Annotated in this window: 23 protein-coding genes and 4 tRNA genes; 11 read left to right on the forward strand and 16 right to left on the reverse strand. The window is 67.7% G+C overall.

The window, feature by feature from the left end:
• Positions 1-35: 35 nt before the first annotated feature.
• A complete protein-coding gene (locus AB0H50_RS28935) occupies positions 36-1,658 on the forward strand; it encodes an MFS transporter (RefSeq protein ID WP_357458661.1) in 1,623 nt (540 codons plus the stop codon).
• A gap of 56 nt (positions 1,659-1,714) precedes the next feature.
• Here the strand turns inward: AB0H50_RS28935 and AB0H50_RS28940 are convergent, their stop codons facing one another.
• The 11 genes from AB0H50_RS28940 to AB0H50_RS28990 form a co-directional block, all read right to left on the reverse strand.
• Complete coding sequence (locus AB0H50_RS28940) at positions 1,715-2,365, reverse strand: NADPH-dependent FMN reductase (protein WP_357458663.1); 651 nt, start codon at positions 2,363-2,365, stop codon at positions 1,715-1,717.
• A gap of 143 nt (positions 2,366-2,508) precedes the next feature.
• Positions 2,509-3,222, reverse strand: coding sequence for a 50S ribosomal protein L1 (rplA, locus tag AB0H50_RS28945; protein WP_357458665.1), 714 nt, complete (start codon positions 3,220-3,222; stop codon positions 2,509-2,511).
• Between the two features lie 110 nt (positions 3,223-3,332).
• Complete coding sequence (gene rplK, locus AB0H50_RS28950) at positions 3,333-3,767, reverse strand: 50S ribosomal protein L11 (protein WP_357458668.1); 435 nt, start codon at positions 3,765-3,767, stop codon at positions 3,333-3,335.
• Positions 3,768-4,018: 251 nt separating this feature from the next.
• Positions 4,019-4,741 (reverse strand): transcription termination/antitermination protein NusG, encoded by a 723-nt coding sequence (gene nusG / locus AB0H50_RS28955; RefSeq protein ID WP_357458872.1) that lies wholly within the window; start codon positions 4,739-4,741, stop codon positions 4,019-4,021.
• 167 nt (positions 4,742-4,908) lie between these two features.
• Positions 4,909-5,307, reverse strand: a complete 399-nt coding sequence (secE, locus tag AB0H50_RS28960; RefSeq protein ID WP_357458671.1) for a preprotein translocase subunit SecE — start codon at positions 5,305-5,307, stop codon at positions 4,909-4,911.
• 99 nt (positions 5,308-5,406) lie between these two features.
• Positions 5,407-5,479: transfer RNA gene (locus tag AB0H50_RS28965), tRNA-Trp, on the reverse strand.
• 239 nt (positions 5,480-5,718) lie between these two features.
• The gene (locus AB0H50_RS28970) at positions 5,719-6,786 is read right to left on the reverse strand and encodes a fused (3R)-hydroxyacyl-ACP dehydratase subunits HadA/HadB (protein ID WP_357458875.1); all 1,068 of its coding nucleotides are present in this window, start codon (positions 6,784-6,786) and stop codon (positions 5,719-5,721) included.
• Positions 6,787-6,974: 188 nt separating this feature from the next.
• A complete protein-coding gene (gene rpmG, locus AB0H50_RS28975) occupies positions 6,975-7,145 on the reverse strand; it encodes a 50S ribosomal protein L33 (protein ID WP_011211653.1) in 171 nt (56 codons plus the stop codon).
• Between the two features lie 41 nt (positions 7,146-7,186).
• Positions 7,187-7,262, reverse strand: a tRNA-Met gene (locus AB0H50_RS28980).
• An 86-nt stretch (positions 7,263-7,348) separates the two neighbouring features.
• Positions 7,349-7,421 (reverse strand) — tRNA-Thr (locus tag AB0H50_RS28985).
• Between the two features lie 697 nt (positions 7,422-8,118).
• Positions 8,119-8,201 (reverse strand) — tRNA-Tyr (locus tag AB0H50_RS28990).
• A 176-nt stretch (positions 8,202-8,377) separates the two neighbouring features.
• Here AB0H50_RS28990 and AB0H50_RS28995 point away from each other — a divergent pair.
• Positions 8,378-8,869 carry a YajQ family cyclic di-GMP-binding protein gene (locus AB0H50_RS28995; RefSeq protein WP_357458674.1) on the forward strand — a complete coding sequence of 164 codons (492 nt, stop codon included), beginning with the start codon at positions 8,378-8,380 and terminating at the stop codon, positions 8,867-8,869.
• 52 nt (positions 8,870-8,921) lie between these two features.
• Here AB0H50_RS28995 and htpX read toward each other — a convergent pair whose 3' ends face one another.
• Together htpX and AB0H50_RS29005 are read right to left on the reverse strand one after the other, a co-directional pair.
• A complete protein-coding gene (gene htpX / locus AB0H50_RS29000) occupies positions 8,922-9,800 on the reverse strand; it encodes a zinc metalloprotease HtpX (RefSeq protein WP_357458677.1) in 879 nt (292 codons plus the stop codon).
• A 110-nt stretch (positions 9,801-9,910) separates the two neighbouring features.
• A complete protein-coding gene (locus AB0H50_RS29005; RefSeq protein WP_357458680.1) occupies positions 9,911-10,933 on the reverse strand; it encodes a polyprenyl synthetase family protein in 1,023 nt (340 codons plus the stop codon).
• A gap of 186 nt (positions 10,934-11,119) precedes the next feature.
• On the opposite strand from AB0H50_RS29005, the gene AB0H50_RS29010 reads away from it, so the two are divergent.
• From AB0H50_RS29010 to AB0H50_RS29020, 3 genes are all read left to right on the forward strand, one after another.
• On the forward strand, positions 11,120-12,391 hold the full coding sequence (locus AB0H50_RS29010) for a geranylgeranyl reductase family protein (RefSeq protein ID WP_357458683.1): 1,272 nt from the start codon (positions 11,120-11,122) through the stop codon (positions 12,389-12,391).
• A gap of 10 nt (positions 12,392-12,401) precedes the next feature.
• A complete protein-coding gene (locus AB0H50_RS29015; RefSeq protein ID WP_357458686.1) occupies positions 12,402-12,821 on the forward strand; it encodes an AraC family transcriptional regulator in 420 nt (139 codons plus the stop codon).
• Between the two features lie 73 nt (positions 12,822-12,894).
• Positions 12,895-13,338, forward strand: coding sequence for a VOC family protein (locus AB0H50_RS29020; protein ID WP_357458688.1), 444 nt, complete (start codon positions 12,895-12,897; stop codon positions 13,336-13,338).
• A gap of 57 nt (positions 13,339-13,395) precedes the next feature.
• Here AB0H50_RS29020 and AB0H50_RS29025 read toward each other — a convergent pair whose 3' ends face one another.
• Positions 13,396-13,902, reverse strand: coding sequence for a DUF2505 domain-containing protein (locus AB0H50_RS29025; protein ID WP_357458691.1), 507 nt, complete (start codon positions 13,900-13,902; stop codon positions 13,396-13,398).
• A 40-nt stretch (positions 13,903-13,942) separates the two neighbouring features.
• On the opposite strand from AB0H50_RS29025, the gene AB0H50_RS29030 reads away from it, so the two are divergent.
• Positions 13,943-14,416 carry a DUF3592 domain-containing protein gene (locus tag AB0H50_RS29030; RefSeq protein ID WP_357458694.1) on the forward strand — a complete coding sequence of 158 codons (474 nt, stop codon included), beginning with the start codon at positions 13,943-13,945 and terminating at the stop codon, positions 14,414-14,416.
• On the opposite strand, the gene AB0H50_RS29035 is transcribed toward AB0H50_RS29030, so the two are convergent.
• Positions 14,394-14,759, reverse strand: a complete 366-nt coding sequence (locus AB0H50_RS29035; RefSeq protein ID WP_357458696.1) for a cupin domain-containing protein — start codon at positions 14,757-14,759, stop codon at positions 14,394-14,396. The two genes, AB0H50_RS29030 and AB0H50_RS29035, sit on opposite strands and share 23 nt — an antisense overlap.
• An 89-nt stretch (positions 14,760-14,848) precedes the next feature.
• On the opposite strand from AB0H50_RS29035, the gene AB0H50_RS29040 reads away from it, so the two are divergent.
• The 3 genes from AB0H50_RS29040 (at position 14,849) to AB0H50_RS29050 (ending at position 17,357) form a co-directional block, all read left to right on the forward strand.
• The gene (locus tag AB0H50_RS29040) at positions 14,849-15,316 is read left to right on the forward strand and encodes a MarR family transcriptional regulator (protein ID WP_357458698.1); all 468 of its coding nucleotides are present in this window, start codon (positions 14,849-14,851) and stop codon (positions 15,314-15,316) included.
• 104 nt (positions 15,317-15,420) lie between these two features.
• Positions 15,421-16,563 carry a glycosyltransferase family 1 protein gene (locus AB0H50_RS29045; RefSeq protein WP_357458700.1) on the forward strand — a complete coding sequence of 381 codons (1,143 nt, stop codon included), beginning with the start codon at positions 15,421-15,423 and terminating at the stop codon, positions 16,561-16,563.
• A gap of 89 nt (positions 16,564-16,652) precedes the next feature.
• Complete coding sequence (locus tag AB0H50_RS29050; RefSeq protein WP_357458703.1) at positions 16,653-17,357, forward strand: demethylmenaquinone methyltransferase; 705 nt, start codon at positions 16,653-16,655, stop codon at positions 17,355-17,357.
• Between the two features lie 219 nt (positions 17,358-17,576).
• On the opposite strand, the gene AB0H50_RS29055 is transcribed toward AB0H50_RS29050, so the two are convergent.
• A complete protein-coding gene (locus AB0H50_RS29055) occupies positions 17,577-18,086 on the reverse strand; it encodes an SgcJ/EcaC family oxidoreductase (protein ID WP_357458705.1) in 510 nt (169 codons plus the stop codon).
• Positions 18,087-18,147: 61 nt separating this feature from the next.
• On the opposite strand from AB0H50_RS29055, the gene AB0H50_RS29060 reads away from it, so the two are divergent.
• A complete protein-coding gene (locus tag AB0H50_RS29060) occupies positions 18,148-18,621 on the forward strand; it encodes a MarR family transcriptional regulator (RefSeq protein ID WP_357458707.1) in 474 nt (157 codons plus the stop codon).
• A 121-nt stretch (positions 18,622-18,742) separates the two neighbouring features.
• Positions 18,743-22,933, forward strand: coding sequence for a bifunctional nitrate reductase/sulfite reductase flavoprotein subunit alpha (locus AB0H50_RS29065; protein ID WP_357458709.1), 4,191 nt, complete (start codon positions 18,743-18,745; stop codon positions 22,931-22,933).
• The last annotated feature ends 36 nt before the right edge of the window (positions 22,934-22,969 follow it).

Raw genomic sequence — 22,969 nt, forward strand, 5'->3', positions numbered from 1 at the left:
CCAACAGTGACAGGTATCTGCTTGGCTGCTGAACTATGGCAATCTCCATAGTCGATCCACCGGTGTTGCTGGAACGACGCAACCAGCGCTTTCTCGCCTTGGCCGTGATCTGCCTGGCCGAACTGCTGGTCGTCCTCGACAACACCATCGTCAACGTGGCCCTCCCCTCGATCGGTGTCGAACTGGCCACCGGGGTCAGCGGCCTGCAATGGGTCGTCGACGCGTACACCCTGACCTTCGCCGGGCTGTTGCTGGCCTTCGGCAACCTCGGCGACCGCTACGGCCGCCGAAAAGTGATGGCCATCGGCCTGATCGGCGTCGCGGTCATGTCCGTCGGTGGCGCACTGTCGGATTCGATGGGCGCGGTCATCACGGCACGCGCGGCCATGGGCGTGTTCGCCGCGGCCGTCTTCCCCGCCACCCTCGCCCTGATCATCAACATCTTCACCGACCGCAGGGAGCGGGCGTTGGCCATTGCCGCGTGGACGGCCATGGCGGGCTTCGCGATAGCCATCGGCCCCATCTCCGGCGGCTGGCTGCTCGAGCACTTCAGCTGGCATTCGGTGTTCTGGATCAACGTGCCCGTGGCACTGGTCGCGCTGGTCGCCACCATGCTGTGGGTGCCGGAATCGCGATCCGCCGAGGTCGGCAGGCTGGACCTGCCCGGCATCGCGCTGTCCATCGCGGGCATCACGCTGCTGGTCTGGTCGATCATCGAGGCGCCGCGCTACGGCTGGCTCTCGGTCACCACCCTGACCGTCGGCGCGCTCGGCGTCGCGCTGCTGGCCGGATTCATCGCGTGGGAATTGCGCACCCCCGCACCGATTCTGGATATGCGATTGTTCCGCAATCGGCATTTTTCGATGCCCGCACTGTCGATAGCCGTCGGATATTTCTCGATGTTCGGCTTCCTTTTCCTGATCACCCAGTATTTCCAGGGCGTGCGCGAGTACACGCCACTCGAATTCGGTATCGCCTCATTGCCCTTCGCGTTCTCGGTGGCGATCGGTGCGCCGGTCGCGACATTGCTCGCGCAACGCTGGGGCACCACGCCGGTCATCGTGTTCGGCCTGCTGCTCACCGGCCTCGGGCTCTACCTGGGCGGGCAGGTGACGGTGGACAGCGGCTACGTCACCGACGTGCTGCCGTCGATGGTGTCGATGGCGCTGGGTCTGGCCATCGTGCAGGGCCCGGCCACCGAATCCATCATGGGTTCATTGCCATTGAACGAGGCGGGCGCTGGTTCCGCGGTCAACGACACCACCCGCGAGATCGGCGGCACCCTCGGCGTCGCAGTGCTCGGCTCGATCGTGGCCTCCTACTACACGACCCGCGTCGAGCCGCTGCTCGATCGCGTGCCGAACGCCCTGATGAACGACGATCAGAAGAGCCTGGTCGCGGCCAGCCCCCTCAGCGTGCTCGAACTCCGCAAACGCGAACTGCCCGCGTTCCTCGAATCACAGCGCGAAAACCTCATCACCGCAATGAAAACCGCGGCCCTCCAGGGCTCCCACGCCGCCTCCCTCGTCGCCGCGGGCGCGGTCGTCGTCTGCGCATTGATCGTCGCTCTCTTCCTCCCCTGGGGCGCCCAGGGCGGCGAGTCGGTCCTGCTTGGCTGGCGCAAGACCCCCGAATCCCCCAACGACCAGCAGCAATAGCCCCTACACCGTCGGGCAGCGTGACAGCCGGTCGCAGTCGACACTGCGACCGGCCGTCACCGGTGGTTCCACAGACGGTTCTCGATGTCCGGTTCCAGCGGCGCTGCGAACGCCCCCTCCTCGGCCGCGCCCACAAAGTCGCGAATCGCGCCGGTTCGAGTCTTCCCATGGCCCATCAGTGCGTCGAGAGCCTCGAGTACACCGTCGCGAAAGCCTCGAGCGGCAACGAGTCCGTCTGCACCGATGTCGGCAGACAAGACGGGGAGGCGGACGCACGCCGTGGTGACGATGTCGGCGCCGACGTAGCCGAGGACGCTCGCCAGGGTGGCGGTGGCGCCATCGCCGCGGCCCTTGGCCGCGACGGTGAGCCAGGCGGTGGGCTTTTCGTGCAGGTCGGCGGTGCCGACGGTCCAATCGAGGAGGTTCTTCAAGCTGCCGGGGAGGGTGCCCGCGTATTCGGGTGTCGAGATCAAGACTGCGTCGGCCCAGGCCAGGTCGTCGCGCAATCCGACAACTGCGGGATAGGCCGCTGGGTCCACGCCCGGCACGAAGGCCGGTAACTCCAGTAAACCTGTGTAGCGGCGCGCTTCCACACCTTTGGGCGCGATCGCACACGCGGTGCGCAAGGCCGCGGTATTGGTGGAGCCGTCGCGAGTGCTTCCGGAGATCAACAGAATTCTGGTCACGCCCGATGTAACCATCGGCATCGGAGGCTTACTCCGCCCCGTTCGCTGTGTACCGGTCGTTCGCGGCGGTCCATCGGGCGATCGGGCCGGAAATACGCCGAGGGCGGAAACGCAATTCGCGTTCCCGCCCTCGGCGGTGGTGAGGTGCGTGACCTCGGTGCTGCTTACGCGTCCTCTTCGAGGAGGTTGCGGGTGCGGTTCGGGTCCACCGGGATGCCCGGTCCGGTGTTCGTCGAGACCGTCACCTTCTTGACGTAGCGGCCCTTGGCGGTCGACGGCTTGGCACGCAGGATCTCGTCCAGCGCGGCGCCGTAGTTCTCCACCAGCTTGGCCTCTTCGAAGGAGGCCTTGCCGATCACGAAGTGCAGGTTGGCCTGCTTGTCGACGCGGAAGTTGATCTTGCCGCCCTTGATGTCGTTGACGGCCTTGGTCACATCGGGGGTGACGGTGCCCGTCTTCGGGTTCGGCATCAGACCGCGCGGGCCGAGGACACGCGCGATGCGGCCGACCTTGGCCATCTGGTCGGGGGTGGCGATCGCGGCGTCGAAGTCCAGCCAGCCGCCCTGAATCCGCTCGATCAGATCCTCGGCGCCGACGGCGTCCGCACCGGCGGCCTCGGCCTCGGCGGCCTTGTCGCCGACCGCGAACACGATGACGCGGGCGGTCTTACCGGTGCCGTGCGGCAGGTTGACGGTGCCGCGGACCATCTGGTCGGCCTTGCGGGGGTCGACACCGAGACGAACGGCGACCTCGACGGTCGCGTCGGTCTTGGCGGTGGCGGTCTCCTTCGCCAGGCGCGCGGCGGCCAGCGGCGAGTACAGCTTGGTGCGATCGACCTTCTCGGCCGCGGCGAGATACGCCTTGCTTCGCTTTGCCATGATTCTCTGTCCTTAAAGTTCTTGGTTCAGAAGTGGTTTCCGGGTCTGGCCGACCCTCCCACCGAGTTAGCGGATTACGCCGCTGCGCTCGACTGAAGCCTTCGCTTCGCTCAGGCTTCGACGGTGATACCCATCGAGCGCGCGGTGCCCGCGATGATCTTCGCCGCCTGGTCCAGGTCGTTGGCGTTGAGATCTTCCATCTTGGTCTTGGCGATCTCGCGAACCTGGTCCATGGTCACCTTGGCGACCTTGGTGCGGTGCGGCTCGGCCGAGCCCTTCTGCACACCAGCGGCCTTGAGCAGCAGCCTGGCAGCGGGCGGGGTCTTCAGCTTGAAGTCGAAGGACCGGTCTTCGTAAACGGAGATCTCGACCGGGATGACGTTGCCACGCTGCGACTCGGTCGCGGCGTTGTACGCCTTGCAGAACTCCATGATGTTGACGCCGTGCTGACCGAGGGCGGGACCAACGGGCGGAGCCGGGTTCGCCGCGCCGGCCTGGATCTGCAGCTTGATGATCCCGGCGAGCTTCTTCTTCTTGGGGGGCATCTTTCTTCCTTGGTTTCGGGTCCTTACGGTTGCCGTAAGCCTGTCGCGGGCGTGGCCCGCATCCGGGCACGCGGCCCGGCGCTCGCAAACGAATCCGGCTGACGCTGTTCGGATCCGCGCACGAACCCATACACCTTACCGGGGGGCGTGCCCTCGTCCTTCGAGTGGGGCCGGTTGCCCGGGCCCGCGCCTAGCCGGCCGAACGCACTCCGCCCTCGATCCCGGCGGCCGGGGCGAGGGCGGAGGTGGGACTAAATTTTGGCGACCTGGGTGAACGCCAGCTCGACCGGGGTCTCGCGACCGAAGATCGAGACGAGCACCTTGAGCTTCTGCTGCTCCGCGTTGACCTCGGAGATGCTGGCGGGCAGCGTCGCGAACGGGCCGTCCATGACGGTGACCGACTCGCCGACCTCGAAGTCGACCTCGATGACCGGCTTCGGGGCCACCTCGGCGGCGCTCTCGGCGGTCGCGGCGGCAGCGGCGGCCGGGGCCTTCTTCTGCTGAGACGCCGGGACCAGGAACTTCACCACGTCGTCGATGGACAGCGGCGAGGGCCGCGAGGTGGCGCCGACGAACCCGGTGACACCGGGGGTGTTGCGCACCGCGCCCCACGACTCGTCGTTGAGCTCCATGCGGACCAGGATGTAGCCGGGCAGCACCTTGCGGTTGACGTGCTTGCGCTGGCCGTTCTTGATCTCGGTGACCTCTTCGGTCGGCACCTCGACCTGGAAGATGTACTCCTCGAGGTCCAGGTTCTGCACACGGGTCTCGAGGTTGGCCTTCACCTTGTTCTCGTAACCGGCGTAGGAGTGGATGACGTACCAGTCACCGGGGGCGCGCCGCAGCGCGGCCTTCATCTCGGCGACCGGGTCGGCCGGTTCGGCATCGATCGGGGTAGCGGGTGCGGATTCCTCGACCACAGACTCTTCGACGGCCGCGGCGTCTTCCGCCTCGTTGTTGGCGGGCTCCACCACCGCGTCGTCGACCGGGAACTCGTCGTTGGTGTCGTTCTCCGGGGTGCTCACTGGGGCACTCGCTTCCTGTGTCGTCACGTACATCCTCTGCGTGCCGGGTCGGGCGCGGCGGAATACTCCCGCCGGTCCGCCCCCGGGATCGGCTACCGGCGTCGGCGTCGTAATAACTAGCCGAACAGCCAGTCGACACCCTTGACGAACGCCAGATCCATCCCGCTGATGAACGCGACCATGAAGACCACGAACACCAGAACAACGCTCGTATAGGTGACCATCTGCTTCCGGTTGGGCCAGATCACCTTGCGCAGTTCCGCGATGACCTCTCGCAGGAACTTGATCAAACGCTTGAGCGGATTACCCGCCCCTTCGCGCTTGGCCTTTCCGGCAGTCTTGTCTTTCTTCGCCGTCCGGTCGATCGTGGCGATCGAACCGGTGTCGGCCGACGTGGAGCCCGAGCGCGTCCGCCGGGCGGACCGCTTACCGCTCGGCCTGCTCACCGCGGCGGTGCCATCGCCCTCGTCGGCCGCGTGCGCGCCGCCGTGGCGAATGTCCCGCTCGTCGCTCACGCCGTCTCCTCGCTGCGCTCGAATCCGGCGTGCGCGAAGCGCGCTGTGCGAATAATTCGCTCGCTCACGTCGATCCTCTCTCGTCGCTGGCATTCAGGGCAGGGGCGACAGGACTTGAACCTGCAACCTGCGGTTTTGGAGACCGCTGCTCTGCCAATTGAGCTACGCCCCTTCGGTTGGACGGTGGAACTCGTTGTCCAACCACTGTGCTGTCTTCAGTTGTCGCGCTGGTTTCACATAACACGCGCGCTGCTTCGACGGTTGCCGGCTCCCGTGGCAGTCCGTCGGAGATTCTCCTCCGGACCGCCTGGAACCAGCCCCACAGAGCAGCGCGCAGCGGCTGGTGAACCCCAGAGACCTGAGTGTACGTTACCGCCTAGGCCAATAGCCAATCAGGGTCGATCGACCAGGTCAGGCCAGCTGCACGGTAGCCGTCGCACGGCCGAAGATCTTCTTGCCCGCCGACTTCGCCACGATGGCGACGACCGCGGTCCGAGTCTCCGGATCCATGGACTTCACCTTACCCGTGTACTCGATTTCGGCCGCCTCGTCGGAACCGACGTAGACCGGGCTGGTGAACCGGACGTTGTACTCCTTGACCGCGCCGGGATCGCCCAGCCAGGAGGTGACGAAACCGCCGCCGAGACCCATGGTGAGCATGCCGTGGGCGACCACGTTGTCCAGGCCGACGAGCTTGACCACGTTGTCGCTCCAGTGGATGGGGTTGGCGTCGCCCGAGACGCCCGCGTAGTTGACCAGATCGCCGCGGGTGAGGCGGACGATGCGAGTGGGCAGTTCGTCGCCGACGGAGATGCTCTCGAAGTCGATCGCGTGCTTGCTCGGCGCGATCTCCGGGATGACGGTGATCGGGGCGGGCGACTGGGTCTTTGCCGCGCTGCGCGGGTGGTGTTCCGGCACCTCCTCGCCGATGCCGTGCATGAGCACGTTGCGGACGGCGTCGGCGAGGTTGGGGTCGATGTCGGCGCCGCTGCGGCCGACGAGCGTGGTGTAGGTGGTGAGCACCAGCTCGTCGTTCTGTGCGGTGACGATGTTCTTGGTGACGATGATGTCGCCGCCGAACGCCTGCCGGAAGGAGTGCAGGTAGACGTCGCAGGTCAGCTGGTCGCCGACCCGGATGGGCCGGTGGAATTCCAGGATCTGGTCGGTCTGCATGATCTGGCTGAGGTCGTAGCCCGTGACGATCTGCTCGAAGAGCTTGCGCTGGGCGAGGATTCCGACCAGGGAGATGAAGGTAAGGGGCGCGAGCAGACCGTCGTAGCCGTATTCGGCGGCGACGTCCTCGTCCCAGTGCACCGGGTGATAGTCCTGCACGGCGCGGGCATATTCGCGGACCTTCTCGCGGCCGACTTCGTAGTAGTCGTCGACGCGGTAGTGGTGACCGACCATGGCCGCGGCGTGGGCGGCGGGATCGAGATCCGACTCGCTCGCCTGGACCGCTTCTTCTGTACCGGTGTTGATTGTCACGGGAGGACTGTACCTATCTGACCCCGCACCCCGGGGTCGGCGAAGCGTTCACCACCGCAACCGACCCGTAAAAAGCGCTCAGGGCCGGACATGAGTCCGGCCCTGCACAGCTTCACGGTTCCGAGATCCCGGGATCAGTGTCCCGGTTGCCCTTCACGCGGCAGTTTCACGCGTGGGTGAGATCAGCGGGATTCGCGGTGCGCCCGGTGCGTTCCGCAGTTCGGGCAGAACTTCTTCAGCTCCAGCCGGTCCGGGTCGTTGCGCCGGTTCTTCTTGGTGATGTAGTTGCGGTGCTTGCACTGCTCGCAGGCCAAGGTGATCTTTGGCCGGACATCGGTGGACTTCGCGGCCACGACTTTCCTTCTTTCCGGTACCTGATGGGCGTAATCGGTTTTGGTAGCGATGGCCGGACTTGAACCGGCGACACAACGATTATGAGTCGTTTGCTCTACCGACTGAGCTACACCGCCACGGCGTCGCATTGCAGTGGTGCGCGCGGCCCCAGCCCCACAAGAGTGGGTGCGATGCCGAGTCGGTCACCACCGGCAATCCGGCGAGCCCCCTAACGGAATCGAACCGTTGACCTTTTCCTTACCATGGAAACGCTCTGCCGACTGAGCTAAGGGGGCATGACTACTCTCGCACCGTGGTCCAGCTTCTCGACCCCGGAGCGGCGAAGTCTTGAACGAGATTACACACCCAACGCTCACACTTCCAAATTCCGAGGTCAGGAGGGTTTTTCCGACGCTCGCGAGAGGCACGAAAAGCGCCACTCGAATCCCCGCTCCGCCGAGGCCGATCTCGAGCGCAGCCCCTCGCCCCGACAGCCCCCGCACAAGCGCGCCACACGCCGCAGCCGCGGCAGGGATTTGCGTCCCCGCAGGTCGGCGCGCATCGCGGCCCTCGGACCCGACCACACCGAGAACTCCGAGGATCAGCACGCATTGCGCACCAGCCCGATCAGCACCGCCGCGATCAGAGATGAGATCAACGAATCCTGCCCCGGCACAAGATCAGCGGCCGCGCAGCGCTCACGAACCGTGGAAGAGAGGGTCGAAGATCACAGACATCCGGGCCGCAAGGCCCGCCGCTCGCCGAACAGAAGCATGGGTCGAGCCTCGCTCGCCGAGACACGCCCCGAGCGCAACCACCTGGAGAATCAACCAAGGCACAAACCGCAACGTCCCCACAAAACGCAACCGCTGCAAGGGGGGTCCGGGGGGCGAAGCCCCGCCGGGCGGGGTGTGGGGGTTGCACCCCCAAAGGGAAATACGAAGCGAGCCCTACATGCGCTTTCCAGCATGTAGGGCTCGCTTGTGAGCGGAGTGGCAGGTGTAGGATTCGAACCTACGTAGGCTTTCACCGACAGATTTACAGTCTGCTCCCATTGGCCGCTCGGGCAACCTGCCTTACGTGCGCTTTATCGGCGCGCTGAGCAGAATACAACGAACCCCGGTGTCGAATGCAAACCGGCTGGCCAACGGCCCTGCGGCGGGACTACGGTCGATCTTCCGGGTAGAACTACGATGACCGGTGGCACCCGGTGTACGTGAGCCCGTCGGACCGTCAGGAACAGGAGCGCAGTGTGGCCGATTCGTCTTTCGATGTCGTCAGCAAGGTCGACCGGCAGGAGGTCGACAACGCTCTGCATCAGGCGGAGAAGGAGCTGAACACCCGCTACGACTTCCGCGGCACCGGCGCGACGATCGAATGGTCCGGTGAGGACAAGATCGTGTTGACGGCGGAGGCCGAGGAGCGGGTGAAGGCCGCGCTCGAGGTGTTCAAGGAGAAGCTGATCCGGCGGGATATCTCGCTGAAGGCGTTCGATTCGGGCGAGCCGGTGGCGTCCGGCAAGACGTACAAGATCACTGGCAGTCTGGTGCAGGGCATCGATGCCGAGAAGGCGAAGAAGATCTCGAAGAAGATCCGCGACGAGGGCCCGAAGGGCGTGAAGGCGCAGATTCAGGGCGACGAGCTACGGGTGAGCAGCAAGAAGCGCGACGATCTGCAGGCCGTGATCGCGCTGCTGAAGGGCGAGGATTTCGGTATCGCGCTGCAGTTCGTCAACTACCGGTAGAGGTTGTGCCGCACCGAGCCCGCCGGCCACCCAGCCGGCGGGCTCGTCCGCGTCAGTAGTTGCGCGGACCGCCCGCCATCTCCTCGAGCCGGGCGATGCGATCGGCCATCGGCGGGTGCGTGGAGAACCACCGTGCGGCCCGCTCACCGGCGCGGAACGGGTTGGCGATCATAAGGTGCGACTGGGCCGTCAGCTGCGGCTCAGCGGGCAGCGGAGCGGCCTGTACGCCGCGTTCCAGCTTCCGCAGTGCCGACGCGAGCGCCAGCGGGTCGCCGGTGAGTTCGGCGCCGGACTGATCGGCTTGGTACTCGCGGGAGCGAGAGACGGCCAGCTTGATCAGGGTGGCGGCGATCGGGCCGAGCAGCGAGATCAACAACACACCGAGAATGTTGGGACCGCCGTTGCCGCGGCCGCCGAAAGCCGACGCGAAGAAGGCCAGGTTGGCCAGGCCGGAGATGACCGCGGCCAGCGCGCCCGCGATGGACGAGATGAGAATGTCGCGGTTGTAGACGTGCGAGAGCTCGTGGCCGAGCACCGCGCGCAGTTCGCGCTCGTCGAGGATCTGCAGGATGCCGCTGGTACAGCAGACCGCGGCGTGCCGCGGATTGCGGCCGGTGGCGAAGGCGTTGGGCGCGTTGGTCGGACTGATGTAGAGCCGTGGCATCGGCTGCCGCGCCGCCGTCGCCAGTTCCCGCACGATCCGGTAGATGACCGGCGCTTCCAGCTCGCTGACCGGCTGCGCGTGCATCGCCTTCAGCGCGAGCTTGTCGCTGTTGAAGTAGGCCCAGGCGTTCATGCCGACGGCCAGCAGGATGGAGATGACCAGGATCGTGGGGCTGCGGAACATAGCCCCGGCGAAAACGATTATGGCCGAGAGCCCGACCATCAGACCGAAAGTCTTCAACCCGTTCGCATACCCGTGCCCGTGCATAGGTCTCCTTGCCCACTCCCCCGTCCGTCGAGTGCGTTACGCCTGATCAACGATCGGCGCCGGGGCCAAAGTTCCTGGACGAGTCGGAGGCGCCGCGAGGGCGCGTCCGGTCACCCGACGCGTTCGATGGTGTAGCGGACGAGCTGTTCGAGTGCGTCGTTGGCCGGGCCAGCGGGCAGCGCGGACAACTCGGCGTACGCCAGGTCGGCGTAGCCCTGCAATTTCTCCTTGGCGAGCACCATGCCGCGCGAGCGGGCGAGCAGCGCCAGCGCCTCGTCGACCTCGTCGTCGGTCTCCAGCGGGCGGGCCAGCAGCGCGCGCAGCCGGTCGCCGTCGGCGCCCTCGTCGCGCAGCGCGTACAGCACCGGCAGGGTGTGCACGCCTTCGCGCAGGTCGGTGCCGGGGGTCTTGCCGGACTGTTCGGAGGCCGAGGAGATGTCGATGATGTCGTCGGAGATCTGGAAGGCGGTGCCGACCGCGTCGCCGAGCCGGGCCAGCCGCTCGATGTGCTCGGGGTCGGCGCCGGAGAAGGTGCCGCCGAAGCGTCCGGCCGCGGCGATCAGCGAGCCGGTCTTCTCCCACACGACCCGCAGGTAATGCTCGACCGGGTCCTGCGATTCGCGCGCGCCGACGGTTTCGCGCATCTGGCCGGTGACCAGTTCGGCGAAGGTCTCGGCGATGATGCGGACTGCGTCGGGGCCGAGCGTCGAGGTGAGCCGGGAGGCGTGCGCGAACAGATAGTCGCCCGCCAGGATCGCGACGTTGTTACCCCAGCGCGAGTTGACGCTCGGCGCGCCGCGGCGCATCGGGGCCTCGTCCATCACGTCGTCGTGGTACAGCGTCGCCAGGTGCACGAGTTCGACCACGGTGCCCGCGGTGATCAGGTCAGGATCGGTCGGGCGCGGGCCGAGCTGACCGGTGAGGACGGTGAACAGCGGCCGGAATCGCTTGCCGCCCGCCCGTGCCAGATGTAGTGCGGCGTCCTGGAGGAAGTCCTCGCCGTCGGAGAGCTCGGCGATCAGCAGTTTCTCGACCTCTTCCAGGCCGTTTCGCACGCTCGCCGCGAGCTCGGGGTCACCGAGTTCGACCCCGGCGACCACCGTGCTCTCATCACTAACAGCCGATGTGCTCATCTCATCTCCCAGCGCCGCGTCCGACCCCACGGTAGAGAACCTAGCGTGTCCGGCCCGCGTGGCCCATGAACACCGTCACTATGCGGTGTATCAGACACTTTTCCATATGTCGGCGGGACCGGGTACGCCGCCCGGCGTGTGGTCCGGCGTCGACACCGATCCGGCTGTCCTGCAAGTATTGAGCGCATGGGTGCACCGGATGTCACAGCCGACGACCGCGCGGAGAACCCGCTGCCCGATCGCGCCGAAGTGCTCGTCGTCGGCGCTGGTCCGGCCGGTTCCGCCGCGGCCGCCTGGGCCGCGCGCGCGGGCCGCGACGTGCTGCTCACCGATGCCGCGGTCTTCCCGAGGGACAAGACCTGCGGCGACGGCCTGACACCGCGGGCAACCAAGGAGTTGGAACACCTCGGGCTCGGCGAGTGGCTGCGCGCGCACACCGTCAACCACGGCCTTCGCATGACCGGCTTCGGCAGGGAAGCCCTGCTCAACTGGCCGGGCGGCTCCTTTCCCAGTTACGGAAGCGCCGTCGCACGAACCGAACTCGACGACAAGCTGCGCGAGACGGCGGTGAAGTCCGGCGTGCGCATGCTGGACGGCACGAAAGTGGTGGACGTCACCAGGACCGGCGACCGGGTCACCGGTGTGACGGTGCAGACGGCGGAGGGCTCGCGCGAGATCGCCTGCGACATCTTGATTGTCGCCGACGGCGTGCGCTCGCCCATCGGCAAACTGCTCGGTCGCACCTGGCATCGCCGCTTCGCCTACGGCACCGCGGCGCGCGCCTACATCAAGTCCGGCCGCAGCGACGATCAGTGGATCACCTCGCACCTCGAATTGCGCGATGCCGACGGCCAGTTGGTGCCCGGCTACGGCTGGGTGTTCCCGCTGGGCAACGGCGAGGTCAACATCGGCGTCGGCTCGCTGGCCACGGAAAAGCGGCCCTCGCACATCGCACTGAAACCGCTACTGCGCCATTACGTCTCGCAGCGTTATCAGGAGTGGCAGTTCGAGGGTGAGCCGCGCGCGGTGGCGTCGGCGCTGCTGCCGATGGGCGGCGCGGTGTCGAACGTGGCGGGCCGCAACTGGGTGCTGGTCGGCGACGCCGCCGGCTGCGTGAACCCGCTGAACGGCGAGGGCATCGACTACGGCCTGGAGGGCGGGCACATGCTCGCCGAGCTGCTGGACGCGCCCGATTTCACCGGCCTCTGGCCGGATGTGCTGCGCGCCAGCTACGGCCGCACATTCTCGGTGGCCCGCCGGATCGCGGGCCTGGCCACCCATCCGCGCATGGTGCCCGCGGGCGGTCCGCCGGTGATGCGTTCGAAGTATTTGCAGCGCACCGCGGTTCGCGTGATGGGCAACCTGGTCACCGACGAGGATCTGGACATGACCGCGCGGGCCTGGCGACTGGCGGGCCTGGCGTCCATGCGCTACGACGACCTGCCGCCCTTCACCTGAGCGCGAGCGCATGGGCGACCCCCGCGGACTGCCCGCGCTCTACCTGCTTCCGCACCTGCGAAAGGCGCGCGACCTCGCGGATCGGCACTACGCCGACCCGCTGAATCTCGACGAATTGGCCGCCGCCGCTGGCGTTTCCAAGTATCACTTCCTGCGCGCCTTCACCGCGGTGTACGGCGTGACACCGGCCGCGTATCTGGCCGAGCGCCGCATCGAGCGGGCCCAGGATCTGCTGCGCGCCACCAATCTGACGGTCACCGAGGTCTGCATGATGGTCGGCTACACCAGCCTCGGCTCGTTCAGCTCCAAGTTCCGTCAGCTCGTCGGCGTGACGCCGTCGGAGTACCAGGCGAAATTCGCCGACGGCGCGCCGCGCATTCCCGGCTGCTACGTCTTCATGCACGGCCTGTCCGACCGCAAGCGCCCATGACGACGCCGCGATTTCGGAGAAACCCGCAATTTCGGAGAAGCCCGGACGCCCGCCCCGCCCATAGCCTGGGCATATGACGACGATTACGAATATTTCCCTGGTTACCGTGTACGTCACCGATCAGGACGAGGCCAAGCGCTGGTACATCGACAAGCTCGGTTTCGTGGAGACCGGCGACGTCACCATGGGCGAGAACGGCTTCCGCTGGGTGACCGTCGCGCACCCGGATCACCGGGAACTCGAGGTCACGCTGATGATCCCGGGCCCGCCGCTCGACGAGAACATGGCCGAGGCGGTCCGGCGCGCCCTGGCCAACGGCACGCACGGTGCGTTGGGGCTGCGGACGGAGAACTGTCAGAAGGCCTTCGAGGAACTCACCGCCAAGGGGGTCGAGTTCGTCCAACCGCCTGCCGAGCGGCCATACGGCACCGAGGCGATCATCCGGGACAATTCCGGCAATTGGTTGGTGCTGGTGGAGACCAAGGAGTTCGATCCGCGGGAGTTCGCCGAGCAGTGACGAGCCGCAGACGACATCGGGCGCCCCGCTCTGGGGCGCCCGATTCGACGGATCGGATCAGGCGGTCGCCTGCGCGCCGAACCACTCCTCGAAAAACTTGCGCTCGCTGTTGAGCACGCGGTGGAACAGCTGCTCGGCCAGCGGCTCGATGGCGCGTCCGACCAGCGACACCTTCACCTCGGCGGTGCCGACCACCTCGATCTCGCTGCCTTCGGCGGTCGGGCGCAATGCGTAGGAGCCCGACATCCGGCTGGTGATGCCGGTGGTGGACGCCTCGAAGACGCCCTTGGCGATCTCGCCGTCCAACGCCTGCCAGTCGTCGGTGCGCGAGAGCACCAGTTCGTTCTCGAGTACCTTGCGGACGATCCCGGGAATCTTGTCCTGACGAGCCTTTTCGGTCATATGAATGCGAATGGTGCCCGCGCCGCCCGGATGCGACAGCTCGAGCGTCGCCGTCTCCGCCCCCGCGAAGCGGGAACGCCAGGCGTCGTCGGTGGTGAGTGCCCGGTGAAGATCTTCGACCGGGACGGTGTAGGGCACGGTGAAGCTGAATTTTCGGGACATGGGCGCACACGCTAGCCGAGTCCATCGGTAGCCTGTTGCGGTGTCGGAAACCACCCAGTCCATAAGGCGGGCCGTCCGCCTGCGGCGGGCGAGAATCGGCGTGCTCACCGCAGCGACGGTCGTCAGCGTGCTCATGGTGCTGCTGGTGCTCGCGGCCTGGCGCAACGACTACCTGATCAGTTCCGACCGTGGCGTGACCACCGGCGAGGTGCTCTCGGCGGGCAGGTTGCGCTCGGCGGTCATCTACGTCACACCCGACGGCGAGACGCACAATCCGAAGGTCGGCGTGCTGTATCCGACCAACCTGACCGCGGGCGAGCGCATCAATGTCGAGTACAGCCGCAGCGATCCCGATCTGGTCCGGGTGGCTGGCCGCGACGTGCGGGTCGCGATCCAGCCGGCCCTCTCGGTGATCGTGGTGGTGTGGGCGCTGGCCCTGCCCGCGCTGTGGCTGATCATCCGCGCCGGCAGGCGCGATCCGAAACAGCGGGTTACTGCGCCCACGGCGGGCTGAGCTTGCTGCCGTCGGCCATGGTGGCCTGGAATCCGGCGGCGATCGCGACGTGCGCGACGGCCGGTTCGTCGCCTGGGTTGGCGACCGAGATCGGCGCGCCCGCCGGCACGATGGCGACATCACCCACGGTGAGCCGCTGACCGCTGACCTCCAGCACTCCGGAGAGCACCAGGAAGATCTCGTCGCGGTCGAGTACGTGCGCGGCGTCGCTGTCGCGGTGCGGCGCGACGGTGAGGCGCCAGGTACAGACGTCCGCCGAACCGCGGCTCGGGGCCGCCATGGCGCTGAACTCGACGCCGGGAAGCTCGAACCGTTGGGCTTCGGCGGCCTTGATGACGTGCATGAATACTCCTGTACGAGATGGGCTGGTGCAGAGACGGGCAAAAAATAGACAAGCCAGCTTGATCAAGTTGGCTTGTCTATCATGACGAGATGACATCCACACCGCAAGACCCGGATCTGGGCATCCTGCTCGGCCTCGCCTGGGAGCAGTTCGTCATCGAACTGCGAGCGACCTTGGTGGAGCGGGGTTTCGACGATGTAGGCCGCTCCGACGGTTATGTGTTCCGCTGCCTGGCGAAACGGCCGATGAACGTCAGCGAACTGGCCGAACGGCTCGCGATCAGCAAGCAGGGCGCCGCGCAGATCGTCGACGACATGCAGCGGCGCGGGTACGTGGAACGTCGCCCCGATCCGGCCGACGGCCGCGCCAAACTCCTCTACCTCACCGAACGCGGCAATGCCGCCCTCGCCGCCGCGCGGCGATTCCACCGGAACAGGGAGCAGCGCCTCGTGCGCGAATTCGGCGCGGACGCGGTGAATTCGCTGCGCGCGGTGCTCGGCGCAATCGCGACCGAAGAACGACTGGCCGACCCGCAGCTGCGGGCGCCGCACGCCTGACGCGGCGAGCACTGTCTGCGACAGCGCGAGGAGTTCGCCGGAACTTTCCGCGCCCTTCATGTCCGCGTGGCTGCGGCGCGCGCTGCGCCGGTCACGCTGAGGTAGTGCGCGTAGCCATCGTTTCGGAGTCCTTCCTGCCGAACATGAACGGCGTCGTCAACTCGGTGCTCCGGGTGCTCGATCATCTGGACAAGCACGGACACGACGCGCTGGTGATCGCTCCCGACACCCCGCGCGGCCTGCCCGCAGCCGCAGGCGCGCACGGCCGCTTCCCGGTGCACCGGGTACCCGCGATGATGGTGCCCAAGGTCAGCTCGCTGCCGGTCGGGTTGCCGCAGCCCGGCATCACCGCCGCGATCGCCGAATTCGACGCCGACGTGGTGCATCTGGCCTCCCCGTTCCTGCTCGGCGCAGGCGGGCTCGGTGCGGCGCTGCGGTTGGATCTGCCGACCGTCGCGGTGTATCAGACCGATGTGGCCGGTTTCGCCAAGAGCTACGGACTCGGGCTGGCCAGCCGCGCGGCGTGGGCCTGGACCAAGCGCATCCACGAGGGTGCGACCCGCACGCTGGCGCCGTCCCGCGCGGCTGCGGAAGACCTTGTCTTACATGGCATTCCGCGCGTGCACCGGTGGGGCCGCGGCGTGGACATCGCGCGGTTCACCCCCTCCGCCCATCGCGCGGAGCTACGCGAACGCTGGCTGGGCGGGCACGAGCGACTGGTGGTCGGATTCGTGGGGCGACTGGCTCCGGAGAAGCATGTCGAGCGATTGGCCGTGCTGGCCGACGACCCCGGCGTTCAGCTGGTGATCGTCGGCGACGGTCCGGAACGCGACCGGCTGGCTCGGCTCATGCCCGGCGCGGTGTTCACCGGCGAGCTGGGCGGCGACGAACTCGCGCAGGCGTACGCGAGCCTGGATGTGATGGTGCACGCGGGCGAGCACGAGACCTTCTGCCAGGGCGTGCAGGAGGCTCTGGCCTCCGGTGTCCCGGTCATTGGACCCGACGCGGGCGGTCCGCGCGATCTCATCGCGCACTGCCGCAACGGCTATCTGCTTCCAGTCGATCGCTTCACCGAACTGCTGCCGAGCGCCGTGGCCGCGTTGCGCGACCCGGCAGTGCGCGCTCGTTTCGCCGGCGCCGCCCGCAAGTCCGTACTGCACCGAACCTGGCCTGCCGTGTGCGACGAGCTGATGGCCCACTACACCGACGTCACCGGCCGGGACTTCCGTCTGTCGAATACGGCATGAGCCTGGTCGCCCGTCCGAGCGGCATCGGATTCGGCACTGTGATCGGGCGAACGCGGGTCCGTAAGGGGTAGTCCCTTAAGGTCGTTGACGTGGCGAATACGCATGCAGGTCGAGCCTCCCTGGACAAGCGGCCGGGCGAGGTCGCAGCAATGTTCGACGAGGTCGCGAAGCGGTACGACCTCACCAACACCGTCATCTCGGCGGGCCAGGACCGCTACTGGCGCTGGGCGACCCGCAAGGCGCTCGGGCTCCGGCCTGGCGAGCGGGTGCTGGACCTGGCGGCGGGCACCGGCGTCTCGACCCTCGAATTCGGCAAGTCCGGCGCCTGGTGCGTGGCGGCCGACTTCTCCAAGGGCATGCTCGCGGCGGGGCGGTTCCGTGGCGTGCCGATGGTCGCGGGCGATGCCATGGCGCTGCCCTTCGCCGACGATTCCTTCGACGCGGTGACGATCTCCTACGGTCTGCGCAATGTCGCCGATACCGATCTGGCGCTGCGCGAGATGCTGCGCGTCACCAAGCCGGGCGGGCGGCTCGTTGTCGCCGAGTTCTCGACGCCGATCGTGCCGGTTTTCCGCACGGTGTACATGGAGTACCTGATGAAGGCGCTGCCGCAGGTGGCGCGGGCGGTCAGCAGCAACCCCGACGCGTATGTGTATCTGGCGGAATCGATTCGGGCCTGGCCGAACCAGCGGCAGCTGGCCATGCGGATCACGAAGGCGGGATGGTCGTCGGTCAAGTGGCGCAATCTCACCGGCGGCGTCGTCGCGTTGCACCGGGGCTACAAACTGGGCTGAGCACCGGATCTTTCGCCTGGGGCGGCCGCGTCGAACCGGCCGCCCTGTGGCGTTCATGGCACGGCGCTGGGGCGTTGAAGCCCCAGGCTCGAGGTGTTCTCCAGGTGTTCAGGCCACAGCGCTGAGACAGTCAGGGCACAGTCCTGAGGCGTTCAGGCCAGTGCACCTGGACATTTCAGGCCGCGGCCTCGAAGCGTTCGGGCCAGGCCCCTGAGGCGTTCAGGCTGCGGCCGGACGACGACCGAGGCTGAGGCGGAGGGCGATGCGGGTCATCAGATGCGACATCCGCGAGGGGAAGGAATCCGGGGCGGGAACGGTGACCGGGCGGACGCGGCCGTTGTGGATGGCGGCGATGCGCCAGCCGTCGGACGTGCGCGCCACCACGACGGTCTGGCGGGAGAGCCTGCGCTTCGGCAGCCGGGAACGCCACGGCATCAGTACCGACGCGGTGCCGTACAGGACGGCGACGTCGGGCGTGAGGTAGCGGATCGATTCGAGGTCGCCCACCAACGCGGAACCCGCGAGCACGCCGCGGAACAGCAGGTCGTGGTTGTACTGATGCTCAGCGCGGCCGGTGGCGCGGGTGCCGTCGTAGGACACGTAGTCGGAGTCCTCGGTGAACAGCGCGCCGAAGGCGGCGGCGTCGTTGTCGGTCCACGCCCGCATGAAGCGCTGGAACAGGTCCCGGATCAGGGTGTCGTCGCCGGTGCGATCGAGAGTGTGGTTCATGGTGCGGTGCTCCCGTGCTAATATTTTGACTATCGAACAATAAGATAACAGAAAGGTTCGAATGTCGAAAGATGAGAGGATCGACGCGGTCGGAGAACAGCTGCGACTGCTCCAGCGCAGCTTCGACACGTTCGACGAAGCCGCCGCCGCTCGCCTCGGCCTCAACCGCACCGATCTGCGCTGCCTGGACATCGTGCTCGGACGCGGCCCACTGCCCGCGGGCGAACTGAGCGCCGAGCTGAAACTCAGCCCCGGCGCCACCACGACAGTCATCGATCGGCTGCAACGCGCCGGATTCGTCACCCGCAGCCAGGACCCGGCCAGCCGCCGCAGGGTCCTGGTCGAGGCCACCGATGCCGCGCGCGCCGCCGCGGCCGACATCTTCGTACCGGTCGGCGTCGCGGGCGCGCGGGCGCTGCGCCGCTACAGCGTCGACCAGCTCGACCTCATCCTCGACTTCCTCGGGACCGCACTCGGCGTCCACCGCGCCGAGACCGAACGACTCGCGGCCGAAACCGCCGAGCAACCGCATTGAGCTGCGAATACGTGACCGACGACACAGCTCACAGCCGCGATTGTTGGCTGTGAGGAGAATTGTCATCTGGCGATAACGTCCGGTAAATCCGGCGCAATCGGGGTTCCGGATGATCGGTGACATGTCGGACGCAGCCAACAGCCCCGCGCCGGGCACAGCCAGAACGGCGTGCTCGTACTGCGGCGTGGGTTGCGGCATCACGGTCGAGACCACGCGGGGCGCCGGAGGGGCGCCGGTGATCGCCAAGGTCAGCGGCGACAAACTGCATCCATCGAACGCGGGCAGGCTCTGCACCAAGGGCGCCACCCACGCGGAGCTGATGCGGACGCCAGGCCGGATGACCACCGCCTACCGCAGGCCCGAGCGCGGGCAGGAGCCGTCGCCGGTCGCCGTGGACGCCGCGGTGCGCGAGGCGGCCGATCGGTTGCGCGCGATTCTCGACGAGCACGGGCCCGACGCCATCGCGCTGTACGTCTCCGGGCAGATGTCGCTCGAGGCGCAGTACTTGGCGACCAAACTGGCCAAGGGCTACCTGCGGACCGTGCACATCGAGGCCAATTCGCGGCTGTGCATGGCCAGCGCGGGCACCGGCTACAAACAGTCGCTCGGCGCCGACGGCCCGCCCGGCTCCTACGACGATTTCGAGCACGCCGACCTGTTCTTCGTCATCGGCGCGAACATGGCCGACTGCCACCCGATCCTCTACCTGCGCATGGCCGATCGGCTGAAGGCGGGCGCCAAGCTGATCGTCGCCGACCCGCGCCGCACCGATACCGCCGCCCGCGCCGATCTGTTTCTCCAGCTGCGCCCGGGCACCGACCTCGCGCTGCTCAACGGCCTGCTGCACCTGCTCGTCGCGAACGGCGACATCGACAAAGAGTTCATCGCCGAGCACACCGAGGGCTGGGACGCTATGCCCGAGTTCCTCGCCGACTACCCACCGGACCGGGTCGCCGAGATCACCGGCCTCGCCGAACAGGACATCCGCACCGCGGCGCGCTGGATCGGCGAGGCGGGCGAGTGGATGACGCTGTGGACGATGGGACTCAACCAGTCCACCCACGGCACCTGGAACACCAACGCGATCTGCAACCTGCACCTGGCCACCGGCGCCATCTGCCGTCCCGGCAGCGGGCCCTTCTCGCTGACCGGCCAGCCCAACGCCATGGGCGGCCGCGAGATGGGATACATGGGCCCCGGCCTGCCCGGTCAGCGCTCGCTGCTCTCCCCCGTCGACCGCACCTTCGTGGAGACCGCGTGGGGTGTGCAGCCGGGCACGATTCGCACCGAGGCGGGGCCGGGCACCATCGAGATGTTCCGCGGCATGGCCGAGGGCGAGATCAAGGCGGCGTGGATCATCTGCACCAATCCGGTTGCCTCCGTGGCCAACCGGAAGACGGTGATCGCGGGTCTGGAGGCCGCCGAGCTGGTGATCGCCCAGGACGCCTACACCGACACCGCCACCAACTCCTACGCCGACCTGCTGCTGCCCGCCACGCTCTGGGCCGAGGCCGACGCGGTGATGGTGAACTCCGAACGCAATGTCACGCTGTTGCAGCGCTCGGTCGACCCGATCGGCGACGCGCGGCCGGACTGGCTGCTGATCGCGCAGGTCGCCACGGCCATGGGCTTCGCCGGCTTCGAATACGCCTCCAGCGCCGAGGTTTTCGCCGAGATCCAGGGCTTCGCCAATCCGGCGACGGGCTACGACCTGCGCGGCATGAGCTACGACGCGCTGCGCGATGGCCCGATGCAGTGGCCGTGCGCCGAACCCGGCAAGCGCCGCAACCCGATCCGCTACCTGAACGACGGCGTCAGCCAGGATCTCTTCGTCGACGACGAGGGCCATCGCCCGCGTCTGGCCTTCGCCACCGCGAGCCGCCGCGCGATGTTCTGGCCGCGCCCGCACATGCCGCCGGAGGAAATGCCCGACGACGACTACCCGTTCGTACTGAACACCGGTCGCCTGCAACACCAGTGGCACACCATGACCAAGACCGGCAAGATCGCCAAGCTCACCAAGCTGACCGGGCAGCCATTCCTCGAGGTGCATCCGGAGGACGCCGAGCGGCTCGGCGTGCGCGCGGGTGATCAGCTCGAGATCGCTTCCCGCCGTGGCCGAGCCGTGCTGCCGGTGCAGATCAGCGATCGGGTACGCCCCGGCGACTGCTTCGCGCCATTCCACTGGAACGACGAACAGGGTGAGTATCTGACCATCAACGCCGTCACCAACGACGCCGTCGACCCGGCCTCGCTGCAACCCGAGTTCAAGCAGTGCGCCGTCTCGCTGCGCCGTGTCGCGCCGATGAAGCAGGCCGAAACACCGTTCGCCGAACCGGTTTCCGCGGCGCAGGCGGGCGCGCATCCGCTCGCGGTGATGCTCGGGCTGAACAGCGGCGTCGCGCCGACGCTCACCGACACCGAACAGATCTATCTCAGCGGGTATCTGGCCGCGCTCCATTCGCTGCCGGTGATCGGCCAGCCGGTGCTTCCGGAGACCGCGCCGCTGTCCACCCGCAGCAGGCTCTGGATCGACGGACTGCTCGCGGGCATGTACTCGCGCGGCGCGCTGAGGTCCGAGACCCCGGCTCCCGCGGCGGCGGAGCGGCCGGTCACGGTGCTGTGGGCCTCGCAGACCGGCAACGCCGAGGAGTTCGCCGCGGCGGCAGCCGAGCGCCTGGCCGAATCCGGCTTCGCGCCTCGGCTTTTCGAGATGGATTCCTGCGATCTCGGCGCGCTGACAGGCGACGCGCTGTTCATCAGCAGCACCTTCGGCGACGGCGGTCCGCCGGACAACGGCGCGGACTTCTGGGCCAGGCTCACCGACACCGCGACCCGGCTGACCGGCCTGCGCTACGCCGTCCTCGCGCTCGGCGACTCCTCCTACGACGACTTCTGCGGACACGGCCGCAAGCTGGACGAGAAGCTGGCCGAGCGCGGCGCCACCCGGCTGCTGACGCGGGTGGACTGCGAACCCGACTATGAGGAGCCCGCGGCCCGCTGGCTCGACGCGGTGCTCGGCGCCTTCGGCGGCGGGGACGACGGCGAGGGTCCGGCTCTGGACGGCGGCTCCGGCCCGCGCCCGCCGGTCCGGGCCATGAGTTCCGGCGGCACCATGCTGCTGACCAAGCCCGAGGCCCCGGCTCCGGCGCGTTCCCTGCGCGCCGCGCCCGCGCGGTTCACCCGTAACGCGCCGGTGGCCGCACCGCTCGCGCGTAACGAGCAGCTTTCGCGCGCCGGGTCGCCGAAAGAGGTGCGCCAGTTCGGTTTCGATCTGCGCGGACTCGACGTCGGCTACGAAGTGGGCGATTCGCTCGGCGTGTGGCCGTCGAACTGTCCTTCGCTGGTCGACGAGTGGCTCACCGCCACCGGCCTGGACGGCAGGCGCGTCATCGAGGCGGACGGCCTGGAGATGCCGCTGGCCGAGGCGCTGCGCACCCGATACGACATCACCAAGGTCAGCCACGACCTGCTCGGCTTCATCGGCGAACGCAACCCGAGCAACCAGCTCGCCAAGCTGCTGCGCAGGGACAACCGCAACGAGCTGGACAGCTACCTGTGGGATCGCCAGGCCGTCGACGTGCTGCGCGACTTCCCGGTGCGCGCCGACCTGGTGGAATGGCTCGGCACACTGAAAAAGCTTCAGCCGCGCCAGTATTCGATCTCGTCGAGTCCGCTGGTCAGCCCGGACGAGGTGCAGCTGACGGTCAGTGTGGTGCGCTACGGCGACCCCGGCGGCGCGGCCGTCCGGCGCGGCGGGGTGTGCTCCACCTTCCTCGCCGACCGGGTGTCGAGCGAGTCCGCCGACGCCACCGTGCCGATCTTCCTCCAGCGCGCACCGCATTTCCGGCCGCCACTGGACCCGACGGCGCCGATGATCATGGTGGGTCCCGGCACCGGCATCGCTCCGTTCCGCGGCTTCCTGCAAGAGCGCAGGGCGCTCGGCGCGATTGGCCGCAACTGGCTGTTCTTCGGCGAACAGCATGCGGCGCAGAACTTCTACTACCGCGCGGAGCTGGAGGACATGTTCCGCACCGGTTTCCTGACCCGTCTCGACCTGGCGTTCTCCCGCGACCAGCGGGAGCGGATCTACGTGCAGCACCGGATGATCGAGCACGGCGCCGAGCTGTGGTCGTGGCTGCGCGACGGCGCCCACTTCTACGTGTGCGGCGACGCGGCGCGCATGGCCAAAGACGTCGACGACACACTGCTCGCCATCGCCCGCATCCACGGCAAGCTGGACGAGGACGGCGCGCTGGCGTTCCGCAAACAGCTCGTCGCCGAAAAGCGTTACGTGCGAGACGTGTACTGACGACTCGTATCGCCGGTTCCCCGAGGTTGCGCCGCC

Source organism: Nocardia sp. NPDC050793 (genome assembly GCF_040654065.1).
Lineage (GTDB): Bacteria > Actinomycetota > Actinomycetes > Mycobacteriales > Mycobacteriaceae > Nocardia.